Below are 25,183 nucleotides of genomic sequence, written 5' to 3'. Positions count from 1 at the left end.
AGGAGCGCCAGCGACATGGCGGGCACTGTGACGATGTACAGCACCACCTGGTGCGGCTACTGCCGTCGGCTGAAGAGCCAGATGGACCGCGAGGGCATCGCGTACAACGAGGTCAACATCGAGCACGACCCGGAGTCGGCGGCCTTCGTCGAGAAGGCGAACGGCGGAAACCAGACCGTTCCCACGCTTCTGATCGTGTCGCCCTCCGGCACCGAGTCGGTCATGACGAACCCGTCGCTGGCCCAGGTGAAGCAGGCGCTCGCCGCCTGAGGCCGGACCTGGTTCGCCGCCTGAGGGCGGGCCTGGTTCACGATGCCTCCGGTCCCCGGCCGCCGTCTGCGGCCGGGGCCCGGCACGTCCGGTCGGTCGGTCGTCCGGGCGGTAGGTCGTCCGGTCGGTCGGTTCGGGCGGTCGGTTCAGTTCGGGCGGTGCAGGCTGCCCGGACGGGGCAGCGGCTTGCCGTACCAGAGCTCGATCAGGCGGGACGCGATCGAGATCCCGAACGGCGGCATGACCTCGCCGGACGCGAAGGCGGCGGTCAGGTCCTCGCGGGAGAACCAGCGCGCCTCCTCGATCTCCTCACCGTCGACGGTGATCTCGAACGTGGTGGCCCTCGCCATGAAGCCGAGCATCAGGCTGGAGGGGAAGGGCCAGGGCTGGCTCGCGATGTACTCGACCTCGCCGACCGTGATCCCGGCCTCCTCGTACACCTCGCGGGCCACCGACTGCTCGATGGACTCCCCCGGCTCGACGAATCCGGCCAGCGTGGAGAAGCGGCCCTCCGGCCAGTGCACCTGGCGGCCGAGCAGGGCCCGGTCCTGGTCGTCGGTGATCAGCATGATGACGGCCGGGTCGGTGCGCGGGTAGTGCTCGGCCCCGCACGCCTGGCAGCGGCGGATGTGCCCGGCCGCCGCGATGACCGTGCGCTCTCCGCAGCGGGAGCAGAAGCGGTGCAGGCGCTGCCAGTTCTCCAGGGCGACGGCGTGCACCATGAGGCCGGCGTCGCGCGGGCCGAGCAGCAGACCGGCCTCGCGCAGTCCGGCCGGGCGGGCCGACTGGTCCATGCGGCCGGGCAGCGAGTCCTTCTGGAGCGCGAAGTAGCTCACGCCGTCCTCGTCGGTGCCCAGGAAGTAGCGGTGGGTCTCGGTGACCGGGGCCTCGAAGGCCGCCGTCATGACGATCGACGTACCGCCCTCAGGGGTGTCGTCGATCAGCACCTGCCCGCCCGAGACGACGAAGACACGGGTCGTGGGGTGGCTCCACGCCACGGCCAGCCACGCCTCGTCGAGGCGGTGGTGCGCGGCGCGGTCGATGCCGCTCGGCGCGGTGAGACCGATCGGGCGGTCTGCGGTGGCGTTGTCGAAGGTGCTCACAGGTGCTTCCTACTCCCCCGGGATGGATCGGGTGTTCAGAGGATTCAGCGAAGTGCCGAGGCCAGTTCGCTCCACAGGTGGGCGGTCGTCTCCACGCCCTTGAGCAGCAGGTCGAGCTCGACCTTCTCGTTCGGGGCGTGCCAGCCGTCGGAGGGTACGGAGATCCCGAGGAAGAGGACCGGGGCGCCGAGCACGTCCCTGAGGTCGGCGGCGGGGCCCGAGCCTCCCTCGCGGGTGAAGCGGACCTTCGTGCCGAAGGCGCGGCCCATCGCGCGGGCCACGGCCTGGAGCGCGGGGTGGTCCAGCGGGGTCAGGCAGGGGCGGGTGGCGGGCTGGAAGGCGATCCGGTGGCGTACGCCCGTCGGGATGCGGGCCTCGGCCCAGGCGCGGACGGCCCGCTGCACCCGGTCGGGGTCCTGGCCGTCGACCAGCCGGAAGCTGATCTTGACCAGGGCGGACGCGGGGATGACCGTCTTGCTGCCGGAGCCCTGGTAGCCGCCGCCGATGCCGTTGACCTCGGCCGTGGGCCGGGCCCAGACGCGCTCCAGCGTGGAGTACCCGGCCTCGCCGGAGGCGGCCCGCGACTTGGCGGTGCGCAGCCAGGTCTCCTCGTCGAAGGGCAGCTCCGCGAACAGGGCCCGTTCGGCGTCGGTGAGGTCGGTGATCCCGTCGTGGAAACCGGGGATCGCGACCCGGCCGTCCTCGTCGTGGAGGGCGGCGACCAGGCGGGCGATCTCGGTGGCCGGGTTGGGGACGGCCCCGCCGAACGATCCGGAGTGAATGTCCTGCTCGGGGCCGTACAGCTCGATCTCGCATTCGGCGAGGCCGCGCATGCCGGTGCAGACGGTCGGGGTGTCCTCGTCCCACATGCCGGTGTCCGAGACGATCACGGCGTCGGCGGCCAGGCGGGCCGCGCGCTGCTCGACGAGGGCGCGGAAGTGCGGCGAACCAAACTCCTCCTCGCCCTCGATCAGCAGCTTGAGGTGGACGGCGGGAGCGGTGCGGCCGGTGGCGGCCAGGTGCGCGCGGACGCCGAGGGTGTGGAAGAACACCTGGCCCTTGTCGTCGGCCGCCCCGCGCCCGTACATCCGGCCGTCCCGGACCACCGGTTCGAACGGGTCGGTGTCCCAGCCGTCCTCGCGGGCGGCGGGCTGCACGTCGTGGTGGCCGTAGACCAGGACGGTCGGCGCGTCCGGGTCGTCGCTGGGCCACTGGGCGAAGACCGCCGGGGCGCCCAGGGTCTCCCAGACCTCGGCGACCGGGAAGCCGGTCTCCTTGAGCTTGGCGCTCAGCCACTCGGCACTGCGCCGTACGTCCCCGTCGTGCTCCGGCTGCGCGGATACGGACGGGATGCGCAGCCACTCCGCGAGGTCGTCGAGGAAGGCTGCGCGGTGCTGCTCGGTGTACGTACGGACGGCGCTGTCCGGGGTCTCGCTCATGGTCTTGAGCCTATCCGTCCCGCGGGTCCGGTTCGTCCAGCAGGATCCGCTCCAGCCCGGCCCGGCCCGGCAGCCCCTGCGGACGCACGGTCTCGCCGCTGCGTACGTAGAGGAACGTGGCGGTGACCGCGTCGAGCGGCAGGCCGTGCAGTTCGGCCCAGGCCAGCCGGTAGACGGCGAGCTGGAGGGGGTCGGCGGTGCGGTGGCGGCTGGTCTTCCAGTCGACGATCTCGTACTCCTCGCCGGTGCGGTAGACGGCGTCGATCCGGCCCCGGACGACCCGGCCGGCCAGGGTGATCTGGAACGGGGCCTCCACCCGGTACGGGGTGCGCCGGGCGTACGGGGTGCGCTCGAACGCCTCCTTCAGTTCGGCCAGGTCGCGCTCGTCGGCGATCTCCGCGTCGCTCCCGTCGCCCCCGGGCAGCTCGTCGGGGCCGAGCAGGGGCAGCGGCAGCTCCTCGTAGCGCGACTCCACCCAGGCGTGGAACCGGGTGCCCCGGCGGGCCGCGGGCTGCGGCGGACGGGGCATGGGCCGGGCCAGCTCCCGGGCGAACGCGTCGGGGTCCTCGGCCAGGCGCAACAGCTGGGTGGCGGAGAGCGAGGAGGGGATGAGGACGTCGTGCACGGTGGCGCGGGATCGCCGGAGCTCTCCGGCCAGGGACTCCAGGTCCCGGTCCCAGGAGGCGAGGGCACGGGCCTCCTCGGGCGTGAGCGCGCCCCCGGTACGGGCGGGGGCGGCATCCGGTGGCGCGGGGTGACGGGCGGCCGGGATGTGCGGGTTCAGGTGAGAGAGCGGGTGCGGGTGAGAGAGCGGGTGCGGGTGAGAGAGCGGGTGCGGGTGCGCGCCGGAGTCCGGAGCCGGGCCCTGCTCGCCCTGGCCCTGCCCCATCGGGCCCTGATCCGTCCGGCCCTGATCCATCGGGCCCTGATCGACCGGACGCTGATCGACCGGGCGCTGATCCGGAGCGGTGGCCGGGGTGTCGCCCCGGGGGCGCTCGGTGGGGAGGTCGTCCCAGTCGATCGGCGGCGCGTCGGGCTCGTCCCCGTACCCGGGCCCGTCCCCGTACCCGGGCTCGCCCCCGAACCCGGGCTCCTCCTCATCCCCCGGAAGGCCGTCCTCCGGAGGTACGTCCTCCGGGAAGCCGACGGGTGCGCCCGCATCCCGGTGGTCCGACGCGGCCAGGCTCTCCAGGTGCGCCAGCACCGTGTCCCGGGCGGCGCGGCGGCGGGCCAGGGCGTCGGCGTCGAGCGGCAGCGGCCAGGCCAGGTCGGCGTCCCGCTCGGCGAGGGCCGGGTTCTCCGCGTCCTCGGCCGGCTCCTCCGCCCAGACCTCGATCTCGCCGTGGCCCGCGGCGCAGTGCTCGTACAGCGCCTCCAGGAACGCCGAGGGGCCGCGCGTCCGCTTCTGGGAGGGGCCCCACCAGTGGCCGGAGCCGAGCAGCAGGCTGCGCGGGCGGGTGAAGGTGACGTAGCCCAGGCGCAGTTCCTCGGTGTGCTGGTGCTCCTTCATCCGGGCCTTGAACTCCTTCATCGCCCCGGCGTCGAAGCCCTCCAGGCGCGGAAGCGTCGCCGCGTCGCCGCGCAGGGCGTGCGGCAGCACCTTGGCCTGGGCGGTCCAGGCGTCCCGCGACCGGCCGCTCGGGAACTGCCCCGTGACGAGTCCCGGCACGGCGACGACGTCCCACTCCAGGCCCTTGGACTTGTGGGCGGTGAGGACCTTCACCGTGTTCTCGCCGCCGGGCAGGGCGTTGTCCAGGCCCTTCTCGTACTGGGCGGCGGTGCGCAGGAAGGCGAGGAAGGCGAGGAGCGTGGCCTCGCCGTCCAGGGAGGCGAAACCGGCCGCCGTGTCCAGGAAGTTGGCCAGGGTCTCGCGGCGTCGGGCGGCCAGGGCCCGCGGGGAGGCGGACAGCTCGACATCGAGGCCGGTGGTGGCCAGCACCCGGTGCAGCACGTCCATCAGCGGGTCGGCGAGCGACCGTCGCAGATCGCGCAGCTCCCGGGCGAGACGGGAGAAGCGCACCCGGGCCGCCGCCGAGAACGGCAGCCCGTCGTCCCGGCCGTCGCCCGCGATCAGGAAGGTGTCGAGGGCGTCGGCGAGCGATATCACCTCGGCCGGGTCGGTGCCCTCGACGGCCTCCGCGAGCCGCAGGTCCGGGTCGGCTCCGTCGTCCGCCCCGCCGGAGCGGTGCACCAGGAGGCGGGCGCGGCGGCCGAGGAGGGCGAGGTCCCGGGGGCCGATGCGCCAGCGCGGGCCGGTGAGCAGCCGGACCAGCGAGGCGTTGGCCCCCGGGTCCTGGAGGACTTCGCAGACGGCGACCAGGTCGGCGACCTCGGGCAGGTGGAGCAGTCCGGCGAGGCCGACGACCTCGACGGGGACGTCCCGCGCGACGAGGGCGGCCTGGATCTGCGGGAAGTCCCCGGCGGTGCGGCACAGGACGGCGATCTCGCCGGGCGGGGTGCCGGTGCGCACGAGATGGGCGAGCGCGTCGGCGATCCAGTCGATCTCCTCGCTGTGCGTGTCCAGCAGGGCGCAGCGGACCAGTCCGTCGCGTTCGGCCCCCGGCGCGGGGCGCAGCGCCTCGACGCCCTCGTGCATCGCCCGCAGGGGTTCGGCGAGGCCGTTGGCGAGCTGGAGCAGCCGGCCGCCACTGCGCCGGTTCTCGCTGAGGCTGTAGCGGGTGGCGGGGGTGCCGTCGGCGTGCGGGAAGTGCTCGGGGAAGTCGTCGAGGTTGGCGACGGAGGCTCCGCGCCAGCCGTAGATCGCCTGGCAGGGGTCCCCTACGGCGGTGACCGCGTGGCCGGTCGCCCCGGCGGACTCCGTTCCGCTGCCGAAGAGCGCCGAGAGCAGCAGGCGCTGGGCGACGGAGGTGTCCTGGTACTCGTCGAGGAGGACCACCCGGAACTCCTCGCGGAGGATGGTCCCGACCTCGGGCCGGGTCAGGGCCAGCTCGGCGGAGAGGGCGATCTGGTCGCCGAAGTCGAGGACGTCCCGGCCGCGTTTGGCGGTGCGGTAGCGCTCGGTGAGGCCGAGGAGCGAGCGGCGGGCCTCGGCCGCCTCGGGGATTCCGCGCAGGTCGGCGTTGCTGAGCCGGGCCGTCTCCAGGGTGCGGAGCAGCTCGGTGTCGTACCGGGCGAGCTCGGCGGGGGGTACGAGGTGTTCGGCCAGCTCCCCGTCGAGCGCCAGGAGGTCGCTGACCAGGGTCGGGAAGGAGCGGGTGAGCGCCGGGTAGGGGCCGGGGGCCTCGCGCAGCACCTTGGCGGCGAGCTGGTAGCGGGTGGCGTCGGCGAGGAGGCGGGTGGTGGGTTCCAGGCCGATGCGCAGGCCGTGGTCGGTGAGGAGGCGGCCGGCGAAGGCGTGGTACGTGGAGATGGTGGGCTCGCCCGGCGGGTCGTCCGGGTCGATGGCGTCGGGATCGGTCACGCCGGCGGCGACGAGCGCCTTGCGGACGCGCTCGGCCAGCTCGCCCGCCGCCTTGTTGGTGAACGTGAGGCCGAGCACCTGCTCCGGTGCGACCTGTCCGGTGCCGACCAGCCAGACCACCCGGGCGGCCATCACCGTCGTCTTGCCCGAACCGGCTCCGGCCACGATCACCTGCGGGGCGGGCGGCGCGGTGATGCAGGCCGTCTGCTCCGGGGTGAAGGGGATGCCGAGGAGCTGCTTGAGCTGCTCGGGGTCGGTGAGGCGTGGGGACACCCCAGAACGGTAACCGGCCACGCCGACAACCCGTTCCGGCAGCCGGTACGGCAGCCGGGCGCGGGCGGCGGGCCCGGCCCCGACGTGGCCCCGCGACCCGCCGTGGCCCCGCGATCCGCCGGGGCCCCGCGACCCGCAGGTGGGCCCGATCCCCCGATCCCTCGATTTACCGGTGGGCCCCGGCCCCGGCCCCGCCGTCAGCAGGCGGGCCCCTCACTCCACGATCTGGCGGCCCTCCGGCTGCGCGCTGCACGAGGCGCGGAAGGTGCAGTGGGCGCAGTGCTGGCCGGTCGTGGGGGTGAAGCGTTCGTCCAGGACCTTGCCGGCGGCGGTGGCGAGCAGGTCGGAGACCCACTGGCCCGCCGGCGGTTCCTGGGCCTGGACCTTGGGGAAGGCGTCGCCGCCCTCCTTCTTGGGGGCGGGTTGGCGGAGCTGGACGAGTTCGGCGCCGCCGGACTCCGGGCGGCGGCCGCCGAAGACGTCGTCGACCGCGCCTTCCCGGACGGCGAGCTGGTACACCGCGAGCTGCGGGTGCGAGGCCACTTCGTCCTTGGTCGGCGCGCCCTTGCCCGTCTTGAAGTCGACGACGTACGCCCGTCCCTCCGCGTCCTGTTCGACCCGGTCCATGGAGCCCCGGATGCGGACGGCGTACTCGCCCGCCTCCAGCGTCACGTCGAAGTCGTGCTCGCTCGCGGTCGGCGTGCGGCCCGCGCGGTCCAGGACGTGCCAGCGCAGGAAGCGTTCGAGGGCGGCCCGGGCCTGGCCCTTCTCCTGCTCGGACTTCCAGGGGGCGTCGAAGGCGAGGCCGTTCCACACGGAGTCCAGGCGTTCCATGAGGACGTCGAGGTCGGCGGGCGTCCTGCTGGAGGCGACCTCGTCGGCGAGCACGTGGATGACGTTGCCGAACCCCTGGGCGGCGGTCGCCGGGACGTCGGCCTTCACCTCGCGCCCCAGGAACCACTGGAGGGCGCAGGTGTTGGCGAGCTGGTCGAGGGCGCTGCCGGAGAGGGTGACGGGCCGGTCGCGGTCGCGCAGCGGGACGGCCGACCGGGTCGGTTCGTCCAGGCCCCACCAGCGGGACGGGTGGGCGGCGGGCACCAGGGCCTGGCCCTCGTCGTCGGTGAGCGCGGCGAGGCGGGCGAGCCGCTGGGCGGCGGCGTCGCGCAGGGCGTCGGAGGCGGCCGGGTCGACGGTCGTGGCGCGCAGTTCGGCGACGAGCGCGGCGACGGCGAGCGGCCGGCGCGGGCGGCCCGTGACGTCGCGCGGCTCGACGCCCAGCTCGGTGAGGAAGCGGGAGGGCTGGTCGCCGTCGTCGGCGGGGGCCTTGACGGCGGTGACGATCAGGCGCTCGCGGGCGCGGGTGGCGGCCACGTAGAAGAGGCGTCGTTCCTCGGCGAGCAGGGCCCCGGGCGTGAGGGGTTCGGCGAGGCCGTCGCGGCCGATCCGGTCGGCTTCCAGCAGCGAGCCCCGGCGGCGCAGGTCGGGCCAGAGCCCTTCCTGCACCCCGGCGACCACCACCAGCCGCCATTCCAGGCCCTTGGACCGGTGGGCGGTCATCAGGCGTACGGCGTCGGGGCGCGCGGTACGGCGGGAGAGGGTGTCGGCCGCGATGTCCTGGGCGTCGACCTCCTCCAGGAAGTTGAGCGCTCCGCGTCCGCCGGTGCGCTCCTCGGCGCGGGCCGCCGCGTCGAAGAGGGCGCAGACGGCGTCGAGGTCGCGGTCGGCGTTGCGTCCGCCCGCGCCGCCGCGCAGCGCGGCCCGCTCCAGCCGGCCGGGCCACGGGGTGCCGTTCCACAGGGTCCACAGGGCCTCCTCGGCGGTGCCGCCGCCTTCGAGGAGTTCGCGGGCCTTGCGCAGGAGCGCGCCGAGGCGCTGGGCTCCCTGGGCGTACGCCGGATCGTGGGTGACCAGCCGTTCGGGTTCGGCCAGCGCGCGGGCCAGCAGATCGCCGGACGGCGCGGGCACCCGGACTCCGGCGGCCCGTTCCTCGTCGCGCAGGGCCCGGCCGAGGCGGCGCAGGTCGGCGGCGTCCATGGAGCCGAGAGGCGAGGCCAGGAGCGTGAGGGCCGTCTCGGTGTCGAGCCGGACCGCCTCGGGGTCGTCTCCGGTGGTCCGGACGTCGTGGCGCAGGGCCGCCGTGGCGACCGTCCGCAGGGCGGTCAGCAGCGGGGCCACGGCCGGTTCGTGGCGCAGCGCGAGGTCGTCGCCGTCGACCTCCAGCGGAACGCCCGCCGAGGTGAGGGCGCGGCGGACGGCGGGCAGCGAGCGGCCCCCGGCCCGTACCAGTACGGCCATCTCCTGCCACGGCACCCCGTCCTCCAGATGGGCGCGGCGCAGCAGGTCCGCGATGTTGTCCAGTTCGGTGGAGGCGGTCGGGTACGTGTACGCCTCGACCCGGCCGCCCTCGCGGACGGCCTGCGGTTCGCGGTGGGCCCGGACGGTGTCGGCGGGCAGCCGGGTCAGCGGCATGCGGCGGGTGAGCAGCCGGGTCGCGGCGAGCAGTTCGGCCCCCGAGCGTCGCGAGGTGGTCAGCACGCCCACGGGCGCGGGCGTACCGTCCGCGCGCCGGAAGGCGTCCGGGAAGTCGAGGATGCCGTTCACGTCGGCCCCCCGGAACGTGTAGATGGACTGGTCGGGGTCGCCGAAGGCGATCAGCGTCCGGCCGCCGCCCGCCCCGGCCCCGCGCCCCTGGTTCGCTCCCGTCCCGCGCCCCTGCCTCGCTGCGGACCCGCGCCCCCGGTTCGCTCCGGCCCCGTGCCCCCGGTTGCCGGCCAGCGCGTGCAGCAGCCGTACCTGTGCCGGGTCGGTGTCCTGGTACTCGTCGACGTACACCGCGTCGTAGCTCCGGGCCAGGAGCGCGGACACGTCGGGCCGCTCGGCGAGCAGGACGGCCCGGTGGACCAGCTCGGCGTAGTCCAGCACGCCCTGGGCGTCGAGCACGTCCAGGTACTCGGCGAGGAACTGGGCCGCCGCCGTCCAGTCCGGGCGGCCGGTGCGCCGGGCGAAGGCGGCCAGCGCGTCGGGGCCGAGGCCCAGTTCACGGCTGCGCGCCAGCACCGCGCGCACCTCGTCGGCGAAGCCGCGCGTGGTCAGGCAGGCGCGCAGCTCGTCCGGCCAGCGGACGTGGGCCAGGCCCTCCTTCTCCAGCTCGACCTCGCCCGCCAGGAGTTCGCGCACGGTGACGTCCTGCTCGGGCCCCGACAGCAGGCGCAGCGGATCGGCGAACAGGTCGGCGTCCTGGTGGGCCCGGACCAGGGCGTAGCAGTACGCGTGGAAGGTGGTGGCCTGGGGGGCGCGGGCGGCCCCGAGCCGGTCGGCCATCCGGTCGCGCAGCGCGGCGGCGGCCTTGCGGCTGAAGGTGAGGACGAGGACGCGGGCGGGATCGGCCCCCCGGTCCACGCGGGCCGCGACGGACTCGACGAGGGTGGTGGTCTTGCCGGTGCCGGGACCGGCCAGGACCAGCAGCGGTCCTTCGCGGTGCTCAACCACGGCGCGCTGGTCCGCGTCCAGGAGAGGAGGGTCCACGGAGCCCGGCGGGGTGCGCACCAGGCGGTACGCGCCCGTGGTCCGCCGCCGCGTCGCGCGGTGCGGACTGTGCCGGGTGGTGGAGGAGGAACTCACGTGGATCGCCGGTTCTGGTGGAAGTGCGGGTGATGGGGGAGCGGAGCGCGCCGCGCGGTGACGACGCTACTCCCGCGGTGACGCGGCGGGCGGCGGGTGCGGCGCGTCCTTCGTCACGTGGCCGCTCCCCCGCACCAGCCGTGACGCCTGCCGTGACGCGAGCGCCGTACGGGCCGGGCGCCGGTGTGCGGCGGGGCGGATGGCGGAAGCTGTCAGGTGTGAGCCTTCACGCCCGAACCGCCGGATCCGCCGCCCCGCGGACCGTCGCCGCCGCCTCCGCCGCCTCCGCCCCCGTCCAGGTCCTGGCCGCCGGTGCCGTCCCAGCGCGCGCGGCGCATGTCGAGCCGCGGCAGGTGCCCGTCCGCCCGGCTGGACGCCTCCTTCAGCGGGGTGCCCTCCACGCGGTAGTGGTCGAGCGCGCGCAGCTCGTGGCCGGGGAGCAGCGCCCCGTCCGCCCGCACGACGCGCCACCACGGCACGGCGGAGCCGTACAGCGCCATGGCCCGGCCGACCTGGCGCGGCCCGCCGTCGCCCAGCCACTCCGCGACGTCGCCGTACGTCATGACCCGGCCCGGCGGGATCAGGTCGGCGACGTCGAGCACTCGCTCCGCGTACTCCGGCAGCTCGCCGGTCGGGGCGGCGGAGGCCCCGCTCCCGTCCGTCTGGTCCTGGCTCATCCGCTCCATCCTGCCGTACGCCACCGACACCGCGCTCGAATCCGTGTCCGCCCCGGTACGGAGCGTGCGCGCGCGGGCAAAGCAGCGTATGTTGCGCATCCCGCGCCCGTGCGACGCACCCTGATGCCCTGCTCCGTCTACGGGCCGTGCCACCATCATGCGGGCGGTGACCGGTGATACGAGAAAACGAAGACGAACCAGAGGCGACGAAGGAGCAGGGCGTGCAGCCACCGAAGGCGGCGGACGCCTCCGATGCCGGGGAGCGCCCCGAGGACGCGCCGGAGCCGTCGGACGCGCCCCGTGCCGAAGGCCCCGCCGAGGCCACGGGCGGCCGGCTCGCCGGCTCGACCCTGGCTTCCGCGAAGGCCGCCCTCTCCGACCGGGTCTCCGGCGACGAGCCGCTGCTCCCCGCCCGGGTGCACCGCCCCTCGGACCTGCTGCGGCTGCTCATCGGGATCGCCGCGATCGTCCTGCTGTTCACGATCGCGGCGTTCGCCCAGGGCACCACGACGGGCCTTGAGGACGACATCTCCAAGGGCACCGAGCAGGCGCCCGACCTGCTGATCAAGATCGCCGGTCTGGTCTCCAGCATCGCCGTGCTGCTCGTGCCGGTCGCCTTCGCCATCGAGCGGCTGATCAAACGGGACGGGCTGCGCATCGCGGACGGCGTGCTCGCCGCCGTGCTCGCCCACGGAGTGACCCTCGCCACCGATCTCTGGGTCTCGCGGTCCGCGCCCGGCACGATCCAGGAGGCGCTGACCCAGCCGCAGCCCGGCGCGGGGCTGACCGACCCGGTCCACGGCTATCTGGCGCCCGTGATCGCGTACATGACGGCGGTCGGGATGTCGAGACGGCCGCGCTGGCGGGTCGTGCTGTGGGCGGTGCTGCTGCTGGACGCGTTCGCGATGCTCGTCGGCGGCTACACCACCCCGTTCTCGATCGTCCTGACCGTGCTGATCGGCTGGACGGTGGCGTACGGCACGCTGTACGCCGTCGGCTCCCCCAACGTGCGTCCCACCGGGCAGCATCTGATGGCGGGTCTGCGGCACGTGGGTTTCCGCCCGGTCGCCGCGATGCGCGCCGACGACGCGCTGGAGAACGCGGACCAGAGCGACCGGGGCCGGCGGTACCTGGTCACCCTGGAGGAGGGCGCTCCGCTCGATGTGACGGTCGTCGACCGGGAGCAGCAGGCCCAGGGGTTCTTCTACCGGGCCTGGCGCCGGCTGACGCTGCGCACCCTCACCCAGCGCCGCTCGATCCAGTCGTTGCGCCAGGCGCTGGAGCAGGAGGCGCTGCTGGCGTACGCGGCGATCGCCGCCGGGGCGAACGCGCCCAAGCTGATCGCCACCTCGGAGCTGGGCCCCGACGCGGTGATGCTCGTCTACGAGCACATCGGCGGGCGGTCGCTGGACGCGATGGAGGACGAGGAGATCACCGACGATCTGGTGCGCAGCGCCTGGCGGCAGGTGAAGGCCCTCCAGTCGCGGCGCATCGCCCACCGCAGGCTGACCGGGGACGCCATCCTGGTGGATCGTTCCGGCAAGGCGTTCGTGACGGATCTGCGCGGCGGCGAGATCGCGGCCGGGGACCTGGTGCTGCGGATGGACGTGGCCCAGTTGCTGACCACGCTGGGGCTGCGGGTCGGCGCCGAGCGGTCGGTGGCCGGGGCGCTGGCCGTACTGGGGCCGGACGCCGTCGCGGACTGCCTGCCGCTGCTCCAGCCGATCGCGCTGAGCCGGTCCACCCGGGCGGCTCTGCGCCGGATCGCGCGCGAGCGCGCGCAGCGTGAGCGCGAGGCGGTCATGGAGGCGTCGCACGCGGCCAAGCAGGTGAAGGCCGAGGAGGCCGCACGGGCCGCCGCCGAGCGGAGCCCGGAGCCGCGCGGCGCGGAGCCGAAGGCGGAGCGCCGGGCGGAGCAGAAGGCCGAACGCAAGTCGCAGCGGACCGAGAAGCAGGCCGAGAAGCGCGCCATCGACGACGCGATGGACGAGGCGCGCGAGGAGGACCTGCTCGCGCAGATCCGCCGCGAGGTCCTGCTGATCCGCCCGCTGGCGCCGGTCGAACCGGTCCGCCTGGAACGCATCAAGCCGCGCACCCTGTTCAGCTTCATCGCGGGCTCCATCGCCGCGTACTTCCTGATCTCCCAGGTCACCCAGGCCGACTTCGGGACGGTCGTGGAGCAGGCGGAGTGGGGCTGGGTGGCGGCAGCCCTCGGCTTCTCGGCGCTCAGCTACGTGGCGGCGGCGATGAGCCTGCTGGGCTTCGTGCCGGAGCGGGTGCCGTTCCGCCGGACGGTGCTGGCGCAGGTGGCGGGCTCCTTCGTGAAGATCGTCGCCCCGGCGGCCGTCGGAGGCGTGGCGCTGAACACGCGCTTCCTCCAGCGCGCCGGAGTGCGCCCCGGGCTCGCCGTCGCGAGCGTCGGAGCCTCGCAGTTGTTCGGACTGGGCTGCCACATCCTGCTGCTGGCCCTGTTCGGCTACCTCACCGGTACGGAGAAGACCCCGGACTCGCTCACGCCGTCCCGTACGGTGATCGCCGGTCTGCTGACGGTCGCGGTGCTGGTGCTGGTGGTGACGGCGATCCCGTTCCTGCGCAAGTTCGTGGTGACGCGGGTGCGTTCGCTGTTCGCCGGTGTCGTGCCGCGCATGCTGGACGTGGTGCAGCGACCGCAGAAGCTGATGACCGGCATCGGCGGGATGCTGCTGCTGACCGGCCTGTTCGTGCTCTGCCTGGACGCCTCGATCCGGGCGTTCAGCGGCCCGGACGTCCCGCAGCTGAGCTACGCGAGCATCGCGGTGGTCTTCCTCGCCGGCAACGCGATCGGCTCGGCGGCTCCCACGCCGGGCGGGATGGGCGCGGTCGAGGGGGCCCTGACGCTGGGGCTGATCGCGGTCGGCCTGCCGAAGGAGGTCGCGGCCCCGGCGGTGCTGCTGTTCCGCGTGATGACGCTGTGGCTGCCGGTGCTGCCGGGCTGGATCTGCTTCAGCCAGCTGACCCGCAAGGGCGAGCTCTGAGAGCTGTTTCCGCCGTCCCCGGCCACCGGTCGGCGCGCGGGGCTGAGACGCGCGTACCGTCGGGCGCGTGCGGCGTCGGACGCGCGTACCCGTCCGGCGTGAGACGCGCGTACCGTCCCGCGCGGCGCGCGCTCCCGGCGTCCGGAGCGCACCACCCGCATGGACCGCGCCCCGCGCGCTCACCGGTGCGCCGACGCACGATGAGGTCATGAGGTCCTCCCCCGCCCTGCGCGCCGCCGCCCTCGCCGCCACCGCCGCCGTACTGCTGCCGCTGGCCGCGTGTTCGGACGGCGACGACGGCGCGGAGGGCCGGTCGACGCCCACCGGCGCGTCGACCGCCGCTCCGTCCTCGACGGCGCGGGAACTGGCCTCGCAGAAGCTCGACTGGTCGCCCTGTCCGCCGCCGAGCACGGCGCAGGGCGGCGGGGAGTCGCCGTCCCCGCTGCCCGGCGGCAGCGTCTGGGAGTGCTCCTTCATGGACGTGCCGCTCGACTACGCGGAGCCGGACGGGCGGACGATCGAGCTGGCCCTGGTCCGCGGCAAGGCCCGGGACCAGAGGCGGCGGATCGGTTCGCTGGTGTTCAACTTCGGCGGCCCCGGCGCCTCCGGGGTGGCGACTCTGCCCGCCTTCGGCACCGAGTACGACTCGCTCCGCACCCGGTACGACCTGGTGAGCTTCGATCCGCGCGGGGTCGGCCGCAGCGAGGGCGTGGAGTGCGCGGACGACGCCCAGCTGGACGCCTTCTACCAGGAGGACTCCACGCCGGACGACGCGAAGGAGGAGAAGGAGTTCACCGACGGCCAGCGGGACTTCATCGCGGACTGCGAGAAGAACTCCGGCCCCGAACTCCCCTTCGTGGGCACGACGAACGCGGCACGCGACATGGACCTGATGCGCACGGTCCTCGGCGACGACCGGCTGCACTACTTCGGCATCTCGTACGGCACCGAGCTGGGCGGGGTCTACGCCCACCTGTTCCCGGACAAGGTCGGCCGGGCGGTCTTCGACGCGGTGGTCGACCCCACCGAGGACGCCGAGCAGTCCTCGCTCGGCCAGGCCGAGGGGTTCCAGCTGGCCTTCGACAACTTCGCGAAGGACTGCGCGGAGCGCGACGACTGCGCCCTGCCCGGAGCGACCGGCAAGGAGGTCGAACAGGGCGTCGCCGACCTGCTGAGCCAGTTGGAGGAGGAGCCCATCGACGGCCTGGGCGACCGGGCGCTGACGCAGACCCTGGCCACGACCGGCGTCGCCTCCGCCCTCTACTCCAAGGAGACCTGGCCGCTGCTGGAACAGGGACTGGACGAGGCGGACGGCGGCGACGGCGGGCTGCTGCTGGCGCTGGCCGACTCGCTCAACGGCCGTTCCGAGGACGGGCGGTACGACAACTCGAACGCCGCCAACATCGCCATCAACTGCGCCGACGGCAAGCAGCGTTTCACGCTGGAGCAGACGAAGGCGGCGCTGCCCGCGTTCCGCAAGGCGTCCCCGCTGTTCGGCGACTACCTCGGCTGGGGCCTGATGAGCTGCACCGGCTGGCCGGTCGCCGGCGCCTGGGAGACACCGGACGTCAGTGCGAAGGGCGCGGCCCCGATCCTGGTCGTCGGCAACACCGGGGACCCGGCGACGCCGTACGAGGGCGCGCGGGCCATGGTGCGCGAACTGGGCGCGGGCGTCGGCGTCGAGCTGACGTACCGGGGCGAGGGCCACGGGGCGTACAACAGCGAGAACAGGTGCGTGCAGCGGGCGGTCGACGGCTACCTGTTGGACGGCGCGGTGCCGAAGTCCGGCACGACCTGCTCCTGACCGGCCGGCCAGGCGACGCGCGGAAGGGGCCGGTCCGCGCGGCGCGGTCCGGCCCCGTCAGCGTAGGGAGGTGTCCCGTTCGTCTCAGTAGACGGGCTTCTCGGTTCAGTAGACGGGCTTCTCGGGCTCGATCTGGTTGACCCAGCCGATCACGCCTCCGCCGACGTGCACCGCGTCGGCGAATCCGGCCGACTTGAGGACCGCGAGGACCTCGGCGCTGCGGACGCCGGTCTTGCAGTGCAGGACGATGCGCCTGTCCTGCGGGAGGTCCTGGAGGGCGTTGCCCATGAGGAACTCGTTCTTCGGGATCAGCCGGGCGCCGGGGATCGAGACGATCTCGTACTCGTTCGGCTCGCGGACGTCGATGATCTCGATCTTCTCGTCCCCGTCGATCCACTCCTTGAGCTGCCGGGGAGTGATCGTGGAGCCGAGCGCCGCCTCCTGGGCCTCCTCGGACACGACGCCGCAGAACGCCTCGTAGTCGATGAGTTCGGTGACGGTCGGGTTCTCGCCGCAGACCGCGCAGTCGGGGTCCTTGCGGATCTTGACCTGGCGGTACTGCATCTCCAGCGCGTCGTAGATCATCAGGCGGCCGACCAGCGGGTCGCCGACGCCGGCGAGGAGCTTGATGGCCTCGGTGACCTGGATCGAGCCGATGGACGCGCAGAGCACGCCCAGCACGCCGCCCTCGGCGCAGGAGGGGACCATGCCCGGCGGCGGGGGCTCCGGGTAGAGGCAGCGGTAGCAGGGGCCGTGCTCGGACCAGAACACGGACGCCTGGCCGTCGAAGCGGTAGATCGAGCCCCACACGTACGGCTTGTTCAGCAGCACCGCGGCGTCGTTGACGAGATAGCGGGTGGCGAAGTTGTCCGTGCCGTCCACGATCAGGTCGTACTGCGCGAAGATCTCCATCACGTTCTCGGCTTCGAGCCGCTCTTCGTGAAGGACCACGTTGACGTACGGGTTGATGCCGAGCACCGAGTCCTTGGCGGACTCCGCCTTGGACCGGCCGATGTCGGCCTGGCTGTGGATGATCTGGCGCTGCAGGTTCGACTCGTCGACCTCGTCGAACTCCACGATGCCCAACGTGCCGACTCCGGCCGCGGCCAGGTACATCAGGGCCGGCGAACCGAGACCGCCCGCGCCCACACAGAGCACCTTGGCGTTCTTCAGGCGCTTCTGCCCGTCCATCCCGACATCGGGGATGATCAGGTGACGGGAGTACCTGCGGACCTCGTCGACGGTGAGCTCGGCGGCCGGCTCGACCAGGGGTGGCAGCGACACAGGAACCTCAACAATGCAGGTGGTCGGATTCTACGTACTTCGACTACGTACGGTTGTTCTTGCCGTAACACTGCCACGCCCCCTCTCATTCCGAGATACCGGGTCCGATCCGCGAGACGATTTCGTCCCAGTACCTGGGCAGCGCCGCGTATGGATCGGTTTGTCCGCTTCGGTCGTCCCGGTCGGTGAAGAAGATCGTCCCGGCCCCCTGCCAGCGGGCGATGCGCATCGCCTCGTCGAGGTGGGTGCGCGGGACGCCGTGGACGAAGTGGGCGAACCGTCCCGGCGGGTAGTCGGCCGTCCACTGCGCCACCTGCGACCAGCGGTAGTCGGCCCACGGGCCCTGGAAGGTGACCAGCTGGTCGGCGGCCTCGGCGTAGCCCGGATACGGCTGGACTCCGTGGCCCAGGACGATCCGGCCGCCCTCGCCGGCGCTGCCGCGCTCCTCCAGCAGCGCGTACAGCGTGCTGGTGAGACGGCGTACGGCGGCGAGGCCGGCCCGTTCGGCGGGACAGCGCGCGAGGTAGAAGCCGCCGACCCGGTACCAGTCGGCGAACGCCCGTGCGTCGGTGATCAGCTCGTCGAACGGCCGCGCGCCGAAGGCCAGGTCGAGGTGGCCGAGGAGCCGGCCGCCGCAGGCCCGCACGGAGTCGTCCGGGGTCTCGCCGTGCAGCGCGCGTTCGCGGGCGTTGCGGAGCCGGCCCGCGGCCTCCAGGCAGTGCGGGTCGGGCCGGGTGCCCGGACCGTCGGCGATGTTGAGCACCGCCCAGTGCAGCGGGGTGCCCGGCCGGACCAGCTCGGCCCATTCGGCGGGGGCCAGCAGCGGGTGGGCGTATCCGGGGACGCCGAAGCCCAGCCGCTCGCCGCCCGCGGTCCGGCGGGCGGCGTCCGGGACGGTCAGATGCGGCACGCCGCCTCCATCCAGATGTCCGCCAGGGACTCCTCCAGATTGATCCGGGGCCGCCAGCCGAGCCGGTCGCGCGCGGTGCGGACGTCGGCCTGCTGCCAGGCGCCGCAGCCGTCCGGGTACGGGGACGGGGTCGCCGAGAGGTGTTCCATGACGGATTCGGCGGAGGTGCGCGGGGCCCCGATCGGGAGCCGCGGAGGCGGTGAGTCCAACTCGTGGAGCGCGCCCGCGTATCCGGCGACCCGGGCCAGTACGGCGGCGGTGTCGCGCAGCCGGACCGCGCGCCCGGTGCCGATGTTGACGACGCCCTGGGCCGCAGAGAGCGAGGCGGCGTGCACGGCGCGCGCGACGTCGCGCACGTCGACGAAGTCCCGCTGCACGCCCAGGCCGCTGAGCTTCAGCTCGCCGTCGCCGGACTGCATCGCGCGGCGCATCGCCTCGGCGAGCCGGCCGAGCGGGGATCCGGCCGGGGTGCCGGGGCCGACGGGTGAGAAGACCCGGAGCACGACGGCGTCCAGGCCGGAGCCGAGGACCAGCTCGGTGGCGGCGAGCTTGCTGACGCCGTACGGGCCGCCGGGGCGGGGGACGGCGTCCTCGGCCGTGGAGGAGCCGGGCTGCGAGGGCCCGTATTCGGAGGCGCAGCCGACCTGGACCAGCCGGGCGCCGCAGCCGCTGCGGCGCAGGGCCTCGCAGACGGTGGCGACGGCGACGGTGTTGTGGCGGGTCAGCTCGCGCGCGCCGCCGCGGGTCGCGCCCGCGCAGTTGACGACGACTCCGGGGTGGACGGCGTCCAGGAAGCGGGTGAGCGCTCCGGGGCTGCCGCCCGCGAGGTCGAACCGTACGTCGGCGTCGTCGCCGCGGCCCAGGGCCGTGAGGTGGACGGCGGGGTCGGCGAGCAGGCGGTCGGCGACGAAGCGGCCGAGGAATCCGTTGGCTCCGAGCAGCAGCACCCTCATCGCGCACCGCCTCGGTGCCGACGGCGGGCTGCCGGTGCGGGGGATTGGGGGGTCATGTCCGGTTACTCCTTGAGAAGTCGCGGTGCTGGGATGAAGGGGCCGCGGCGTCGGCTCCACGGGTCCGGGCCGTGCCCGGCGACCAGGAGCGGCACGCCGAAGAAGCGTTTGGCCAGGCGTCCCGGCAGCCCGCGTGCGCCGCTGCCGCGCAGGGTGGCGTCCTCCGGCGTCCGGAGCGGGGCGGTGCGGGCCAGGCTCACCCGTTCGGGCGGCCGGAGCCGGCCCCGGTCCTCCTGGCGGGCAGAGCGGCTCAGGGTGAAGGGGTCGAACTCACGCTGCGGCAGACCGCGCACCAGTCGGTCGCACCGGAGTCTGAACTCACCTTTCGCACACGGGTGGCCACCTTCGGTGAGCAGTCCGATCCGCACGAGTACACCCCCGATCTCCCTTGTGGCAGCCGCCGTTGGAATGGCGACCCGCAGCGGAACGACCGTAAGCGGATACGCCGGTGACACGACGGACGGTTGTCCGTCACGCCACCGAAAGGGGTGAACCGTCGTAACTTTCCCGCACCCGTCGCGTTCCGTCGCGATATAGCGGCCGGTCATGACGCAGGGTCAGGCTGCGGCCAACCCCTGGCGGACCGCCGGACGCGCCGCCGGACGCGCCGCCGGACGGACCCCCGAGCGGGTGGGCCACGGCGAAGGGCCGCCCCGTCGCCGCCGGAGCGGGGACGGGGCGGCCCTCTCACGCCCGGGAGGCGGCGCTCAACCGCCGGGGTGCGCCCACGGGTTGGGCTCGCACCGGATCCCCTCCAGGTCGAGGGACTTGGTCTGCTGCTGCATGACCGGCGCGAGCGTGCCCGGCGTACGGCAGCTCACGTGGTTGTGCCCCAGGCGGTGGCCGACCTCGTGGTTGATGAGCATCTGACGGTAGGACAGCATCTTGTCCGGGCCGAACGTGGCGGAGCCCTGCGCCCACCGGTAGGCGTTGATCATGACGCGGTCGGTCGCGGCGGAGTCGCAGGAGACGTTGTCGATCGTGGTGTCCAGACCGGACTTCGCGCACCACGCGCCGGTGGTCCCGGGGCTGGCCAGCGTGATCACGAAGTCCGGGCTGCCGGTGGAGATCCGCTCGAAGGTCATGGCCCCGTCGTGCGCCCAGCTCCGGTCGTCGTTCAGCGTCTTCTGGACCGCTTCGGCGAACAGCCCGGCGTCGAGGCCGAGCCCCTCCTCGACGTCGACGCGATAGCGGTACTTCCGGCCCTCCCCGGGCGCCTCCGCCAGCCCCGGAACGGCGTCGAACTCGCCGTCGGCGGTGAGGTCCGCCGAGAGCGGGTAGGGCCGCGCCATCCGGTCCGCGTACGACAGGGGCTTGACCTCGGGAGGCCGGGAGGCGGGGTGCTCCGGGGCCGACCGCGCGTCCGAGCGCGAAGCGTCGGAGCTGCCGTCCCGGTCCACTCCGGTCGCCCGCGCCCCGGCCGTCCGGCGGGCGGAGTCGTCCGCGACCTGCCCGGCCACGACGACCGCGAGCACCGCGGTCACGACAGCCGCGGCGATCCCGGTGAGCGTCCGGCCCCAGCCGCCCCGGGCGTCCCGGCGCGGGCCCGGTCCGCCCGCGACGCCGTCCGCGCCGGTTCCGGGACCCTCTCCGGGCGCGTCCGGCCCGGTGGTGGGCGCGTCGGCGTCGAAGGCGTCGATGAACTCCCGGCGGGGGCCCGGCATCACGCCGGCGTCGGCGGCCGGCTGCTGCGCGGTCCGCCCGTCGGAGACACGCTGCGCCTCCCGCTGCGCGGACACCTGGCGGGCCACGGCACGCTGCCGGGCGGTGGCGTCCCGCTGCGCGGCGGGCGCGCCGTCGCCCGGCGCGGGACGCGGGTGCGGCCGGTCGTGGGACGGCGCTCCGGCCGCTGCGGCCGGAGCGCCGTACACCTCGCCCGCGCGGGGCTGCGGCCCGGTCCCCCATCCGCCGCCGGGCTCGTGCTGCTCGGGGTGGCCGCCGCGGACATGCGGGGCGTCGGGGAAGGGGGCGGAGGGGCCGCCGTTGGGCGTCGCCGGGGCGACGCGCCTGCGCCGGCCGCTCCCCGCGGCGGGCGCGGACGCCCCTCGTTCACCGCCCGGTTGCGCCGTCGACGCGTCCGGGCTGACGGCCCCGGGGCCCTTTCGACTGTGTCGTCCCACGCCCCGGATCAGCTCCCGCCGCAATCGTCCAGCAGTTCCCGGAACGCCTGGGCGACCGTCTCCGGGTACTCCATCATCGCCACGTGCCCGGCGTCGGGCAGCGTCAGCAGCCGGGCGTCGCGGAAGGCCGCGGACGCCCTGCGTGCCATCCGGTACGAGACGAGCTGGTCCCGTCCGCCGTACACGAGTTGGGTCGGTGCGAGCACCCGCTCGGCCTGACGCCACAGCCCGTGCTGCCCGCCCAGTGTGTAGGCGTCGACGATGCCACGCGCCGAGCGCGTCATCGCGTCCCAGAAGTACGGCAGTTCCAGCCGTCGCTCCATTTCCGCCACCGCGTTGCGGAAGGCTTCCTCGGAGACTCGCGCCGGATCGCCGTAACAGAGTGCCATGACTCCCCGCGTCCGCTGCTCGGCGGTCAGCCCCTTGGTGAGCCGGGCGAACAGCGGGGCGACCCCCGGAACGGCCAGCAGCCCGGTGGGCACGGCGGGCCGCTGGACCCGCCACTCGGGCAGCGCGGGCGAGATCAGGGTCAGGGTGCGCACCAGGTCGGGGCGGACGGCGGCCACCCGGGTGGCGACCGCTCCGCCCAGGGAGTTGCCGAACAGGTGGACGGGGCCCCGCCCGCCCGCGTCGAGCAGCCGGATCACGGCGCGCGCGTGGCCGGTGACCGAGTAGTCGCCGTCGTCCGGCGGCGGCGAGTCGCCGAATCCGGGCAGGTCGACCGCCTCGCCGTCGACCAGGTCCGCGAGCAGCGGCATCAGCGCCGACCAGTTCTGCGAGGAACCGCCGAGGCCGTGCACGTAGAGCGCCGGCGGCAGCCCGGTCCGCTGGGCCGGCCGGCAGCGGACGGTGAGACTGAGCCCCGGCAGCGTCGCGGAGCGCAGCCGTTCGCCCTCGGCGACCCGGACGGCGCTGACGGTGGGAGCCAGCGCCGCGGCGGCGGCTCGGGTACCGGGCAGCTCGGTCGAAGACATGCGGGCAATGTTACGAGACGATCACGCGCCGGTTCGTGTGTTCGCGGTCACAGGCCGCATCGCGGGGTACGCGGGATGCTCCTACGCTTCAGAGGACGGAAGGGAGCCCACCCATGACGGTCGACCCGAGCGACCCGGAGGTCTTCGAGAACGGCGAGCCGGAGGCGCCCGGCCCCGAGGCCCCGGAGGCGGACGCGGCGGAGCAGCGGACGGACGTGCGCCCCGAGGACGACGAGCCGGCCGAGGGGACGGAGCCGGGTCTCGCCGACGAGGCGGATGTGGCGGAGCAGAGCCGGGTCGTCCCGCTGGACGAGGACGATTACCGGTAGTACGTCCTGGTTGTGCCGCCGATCAGGGCGACCTGCGGCTTCCGCAGCCGTCCGGTCCGTGAAATTCTGCGTCCGCGCCGCGCGCTCCGGGGTTACCCGAAAGTACGATGGCTGTACGGCGCGGCATGTACGGATCGGCTGTGCTGGAACACACATTTGGGAGGCGGCGTGACAGCCATCGAGCAGACAGAGGCGGCGCGCCCGCGGGGCACCCGCCTGCCCCGCCGCGCCCGACGCAATCAGCTGCTGGGGGCCGCGCAGGAGGTCTTCGTCGCGCAGGGCTACCACTCCGCCGCGATGGACGACATCGCCGAGCGGGCCGGAGTCAGCAAGCCCGTGCTCTACCAGCACTTCCCCGGGAAGCTGGAGCTCTACCTCGCCCTCCTGGACCAGCACTGCGAGTCGCTGCTGCAGGCCGTGCGCACGGCGCTGGCCTCCACCACGGACAACAAGCTGCGCGTCGAGGCGACGATGGACGCGTACTTCGCGTACGTGGAGGACGAGGGCGGGGCCTTCCGGCTGGTGTTCGAGTCCGACCTGACGAACGAGCCCGCCGTGCGCGAGCGGGTCGACCGGGTCTCCCTCCAGTGCGCCGAGGCGATCTCCGACGTGATCGCCGGCGACACGGGCCTGTCCAAGGAGGAGTCGATGCTCCTCGCGGTGGGCCTCGGCGGCGTCTCGCAGGTGGTGGCCCGCTACTGGCTCTCCAGCCGCTCCGCGATCCCGCGCGACACCGCGGTCCAGCTCCTCACCTCGCTGGCCTGGCGGGGCATCGCGGGCTTCCCGCTGCACGGCGCCGAGCAGCACTGAGCCCTTCGCCGGACGTCCTGGCGCGCCGTGTTCGCTGCGGGCGTTGCCCACTGGGCCGTGAGCGCTGGTTCCCCCGGGCTAATGTGGCTGCGTACGGCGCGGTTTCGCCGCGCAGGGACTGACCGTCGGAGGGACATAGCCGTGGAGGTCAAGATCGGGGTGCAGCACACGCCCCGCGAGATCGTTCTGGAGAGCGGGCTTTCCGCCGAGGACGTCGAGAGCGCGGTCGCCGCTGCACTGGGCGGCAAGGCGGAGCTGCTCAGCCTCACGGACGACAAGGGCCGCAAGGTCCTGGTGCCGGCCGACCGGATCGCGTACGTGGAGATCGGCGAGCCCAGCACCCGGCGTGTGGGGTTCGGCGCGCTGTAGTCCACGCGACGAGGTGGTCACAGGAGCGGCCCGGCGGGATGTCCCGCCGGGCCGCTCCTGTGTGCGCGCCGCACCCGTGCGCGGGCCGCTCCTGTGCGCGCTCCGCGCGGATCGTGCCTGGCCGGGCGGCCACCCGGAAGGGTTTCCGCAGCGTGGCGGAGGGTTGCGCGGAGTGACCTGCGGGTAGTACGGCCTACGACCGATTTGCCCGCCCCGCACACCCCGCGAGGTGATCGTCTGTGATCTGGGAATCCTTCGGCTCCGCCGTGCTCGGCCTCGCCCTCTCCTGGGCGGCGCTCCACTCGCTGGCCGACCGGCTGCCGTCCGGCCGTGCCGTTTATCTCACCGGAGCCCTCGGTGCGCTCTTCGGGGCGTTCCTGACGCACATGGCGCTGGGTCCCGGTTCCGTGCTCGCCTCGCTGATCGGCGCGGCGGCCGTCGCCTCGGTGACGCTCTCGCTGCTGATCCGTCCGCGGGGCCGCCGCCTGACCAGGTCGGCGCCGGCCCAGTAGCCGCGAGGGCCGGGCCCCGAGCGGCCCGGCCTCGAAGGTGGTCCCGCAGGCCCTAGGCGGCCAGTCCCAGTGCGGCCATGCGCTTGGTGTGGGCCTCGGTGATCCGCGAGAACATCCGGCCCACCTCGGCCAGGTCGAATCCGTCCGCGACGCCGCCCACCAGCATCGTCGAGAGGGCGTCGCGGTCGGCGACCACCCGCTGGGCCTGCGACAGCGCCTCGCCCATCAGCCGTCGGGCCCACAGCGCGAGCCGGCCCCCCAGCCGCGGATCGGCCTCGATCGCGGCGCGCACCTTCTCCACGGCGAAGTTCCCGTGGCCCGTGTCGTCGAGCACGGCGAGGACGAGGGAGCGGGTGTCGGTGTCGAGCCGGGCGGCGACCTCCCGGTAGAAGTCGCTGGCGATCGAGTCGCCCACGTACGCCTTGACCAGGCCCTCCAGCCAGTCGGACGGGGCGGTCTGGCGGTGGAAGTCGTCGAGCGCCTTGGCGAACGGCTCCATCGCCGCGGTGGCGTCCTCGTCGACGGCGGTCAGCCGGTCGGACAGTTGCTCGAAGTGGTGGAACTCCGCGGCGGCCATCTTCGCCAGCTCCGCCTTGTCGCCGAGGGTCGGCGCGAGTTTCGCGTCCTCGGCGAGCCGCTCGAAGGCCGCCAGCTCGCCGTAGGCGAGGGCGCCGAGCAGGTCCACGACCGCGGCGCGGTACTGCGGCTCGGCGGAGGCGGTGGCCCAGTCCTGGGCGGCGATCCCGGTCGCTTCGGGAGCTTCTCCGGGGTGTTCTGCGGCGTTGTCAGGCGTCTCCATGAAGCGCACAATAGCCCGCTCGGCGGGTGGGGTAAGGGCCTGGTCAGCCGGGGCCGTCACACCGTTCCGATGAATTCGTCCAACACACATGCGCGAATCCGGGGTACAGTGGTATTGCGCTTGCTGAGCATTTTCCTGTGCCAGAGGCGCGCCCTTGAATGAGGATGCCCGGTCGGTGGCCCGATCGGCTCCGACCCGACAGCCCTCCAGGCGGGGCGTACGAAACGTACGACCGCAGATGAGGGGCCCCCTCAGCGGCACGAGCGCTCGAGCGACGGCAGTGGTCCCGCGCCACCCGGCCCATCCACGGCCGGATGACCAACCCCGGCACGGTACGACCCCCAGCGTTCGCCTCGGACCGCGTCTCACAGAAGAGGCAGCACCCTGACTACGTTCCGCGACCTCGGGATCCTTTCCGAGACGGCCGAAGCCCTTGAGGCCGTC

The 25,183-nt window shown here is 74.0% G+C and carries 18 protein-coding genes and 1 pseudogene; 7 read left to right on the top strand and 12 right to left on the bottom strand.

Features of this window, described 5'->3' with window-relative positions; all coding sequences use genetic code 11:
• Positions 1–15: 15 nt before the first annotated feature.
• Positions 16–270, top strand: coding sequence for a glutaredoxin domain-containing protein (locus EES43_RS20070; RefSeq protein WP_030113660.1), 255 nt, complete (start codon positions 16–18; stop codon positions 268–270).
• A 146-nt stretch (positions 271–416) separates the two neighbouring features.
• Here EES43_RS20070 and nudC read toward each other — a convergent pair whose 3' ends face one another.
• From nudC to EES43_RS20045, 5 genes are all read right to left on the bottom strand, one after another.
• Positions 417–1,373: an NAD(+) diphosphatase gene (gene nudC, locus EES43_RS20065; protein ID WP_124269986.1), complete on the bottom strand. Its 957-nt coding sequence runs from the start codon at positions 1,371–1,373 to the stop codon at positions 417–419.
• 44 nt (positions 1,374–1,417) lie between these two features.
• Positions 1,418–2,812 (bottom strand): dipeptidase, encoded by a 1,395-nt coding sequence (locus EES43_RS20060; protein ID WP_124269985.1) that lies wholly within the window; start codon positions 2,810–2,812, stop codon positions 1,418–1,420.
• 10 nt (positions 2,813–2,822) lie between these two features.
• Positions 2,823–6,506, bottom strand: coding sequence for an ATP-dependent DNA helicase (locus tag EES43_RS20055; protein WP_124269984.1), 3,684 nt, complete (start codon positions 6,504–6,506; stop codon positions 2,823–2,825).
• A gap of 213 nt (positions 6,507–6,719) precedes the next feature.
• Complete coding sequence (locus EES43_RS20050) at positions 6,720–10,127, bottom strand: ATP-dependent helicase (RefSeq protein WP_124269983.1); 3,408 nt, start codon at positions 10,125–10,127, stop codon at positions 6,720–6,722.
• Between the two features lie 212 nt (positions 10,128–10,339).
• A complete protein-coding gene (locus EES43_RS20045; protein WP_124269982.1) occupies positions 10,340–10,804 on the bottom strand; it encodes an MGMT family protein in 465 nt (154 codons plus the stop codon).
• Between the two features lie 221 nt (positions 10,805–11,025).
• Between EES43_RS20045 and EES43_RS20040 the strand changes: the two genes are divergently transcribed.
• Positions 11,026–13,818 (top strand): lysylphosphatidylglycerol synthase domain-containing protein, encoded by a 2,793-nt coding sequence (locus EES43_RS20040; protein ID WP_124269981.1) that lies wholly within the window; start codon positions 11,026–11,028, stop codon positions 13,816–13,818.
• 208 nt (positions 13,819–14,026) lie between these two features.
• On the top strand, positions 14,027–15,622 hold the full coding sequence (locus EES43_RS20035; RefSeq protein WP_124269980.1) for an alpha/beta hydrolase: 1,596 nt from the start codon (positions 14,027–14,029) through the stop codon (positions 15,620–15,622).
• A 105-nt stretch (positions 15,623–15,727) separates the two neighbouring features.
• On the opposite strand, the gene moeZ is transcribed toward EES43_RS20035, so the two are convergent.
• From moeZ to EES43_RS20005, 6 genes and pseudogenes are all read right to left on the bottom strand, one after another.
• Positions 15,728–16,906, bottom strand: coding sequence for an adenylyltransferase/sulfurtransferase MoeZ (gene moeZ / locus EES43_RS20030; protein ID WP_124269979.1), 1,179 nt, complete (start codon positions 16,904–16,906; stop codon positions 15,728–15,730).
• Between the two features lie 85 nt (positions 16,907–16,991).
• Entirely contained in the window at positions 16,992–17,816 is an 825-nt protein-coding gene (locus tag EES43_RS20025; RefSeq protein ID WP_124269978.1) for a spherulation-specific family 4 protein, read from the bottom strand.
• Positions 17,804–18,769 carry an NAD-dependent epimerase/dehydratase family protein gene (locus EES43_RS20020; RefSeq protein WP_124269977.1) on the bottom strand — a complete coding sequence of 322 codons (966 nt, stop codon included), beginning with the start codon at positions 18,767–18,769 and terminating at the stop codon, positions 17,804–17,806. The genes EES43_RS20025 and EES43_RS20020 overlap by 13 nt, the downstream gene beginning before the upstream one ends.
• A gap of 182 nt (positions 18,770–18,951) precedes the next feature.
• Positions 18,952–19,194 (bottom strand): annotated as a pseudogene (locus EES43_RS20015) (transferase); the annotation flags it as partial.
• Positions 19,195–19,533: 339 nt separating this feature from the next.
• Positions 19,534–20,946, bottom strand: a complete 1,413-nt coding sequence (locus tag EES43_RS20010) for a DUF3152 domain-containing protein (protein WP_124269976.1) — start codon at positions 20,944–20,946, stop codon at positions 19,534–19,536.
• An 8-nt stretch (positions 20,947–20,954) separates the two neighbouring features.
• Complete coding sequence (locus tag EES43_RS20005) at positions 20,955–21,920, bottom strand: alpha/beta fold hydrolase (protein WP_124269975.1); 966 nt, start codon at positions 21,918–21,920, stop codon at positions 20,955–20,957.
• A gap of 113 nt (positions 21,921–22,033) precedes the next feature.
• Here EES43_RS20005 and EES43_RS20000 point away from each other — a divergent pair, with 113 nt between their 5' ends.
• From EES43_RS20000 to EES43_RS19985, 4 genes are all read left to right on the top strand, one after another.
• Positions 22,034–22,249, top strand: a complete 216-nt coding sequence (locus tag EES43_RS20000) for a hypothetical protein (protein ID WP_124269974.1) — start codon at positions 22,034–22,036, stop codon at positions 22,247–22,249.
• A gap of 168 nt (positions 22,250–22,417) precedes the next feature.
• The gene (locus EES43_RS19995; protein WP_124269973.1) at positions 22,418–23,059 is read left to right on the top strand and encodes a TetR/AcrR family transcriptional regulator; all 642 of its coding nucleotides are present in this window, start codon (positions 22,418–22,420) and stop codon (positions 23,057–23,059) included.
• A gap of 141 nt (positions 23,060–23,200) precedes the next feature.
• A complete protein-coding gene (locus EES43_RS19990) occupies positions 23,201–23,428 on the top strand; it encodes a DUF3107 domain-containing protein (protein WP_124269972.1) in 228 nt (75 codons plus the stop codon).
• Positions 23,429–23,667: 239 nt separating this feature from the next.
• Entirely contained in the window at positions 23,668–23,940 is a 273-nt protein-coding gene (locus tag EES43_RS19985) for a hypothetical protein (RefSeq protein WP_124269971.1), read from the top strand.
• A 52-nt stretch (positions 23,941–23,992) separates the two neighbouring features.
• Here EES43_RS19985 and EES43_RS19980 read toward each other — a convergent pair whose 3' ends face one another.
• A complete protein-coding gene (locus EES43_RS19980) occupies positions 23,993–24,739 on the bottom strand; it encodes a ferritin-like fold-containing protein (protein ID WP_124269970.1) in 747 nt (248 codons plus the stop codon).
• Positions 24,740–25,183: the final 444 nt, after the last annotated feature.

The organism is Streptomyces sp. ADI96-02, assembly GCF_003846185.1.
GTDB lineage: Bacteria > Actinomycetota > Actinomycetes > Streptomycetales > Streptomycetaceae > Streptomyces.
This window is presented reverse-complemented; position numbering and strand designations above follow the sequence as displayed.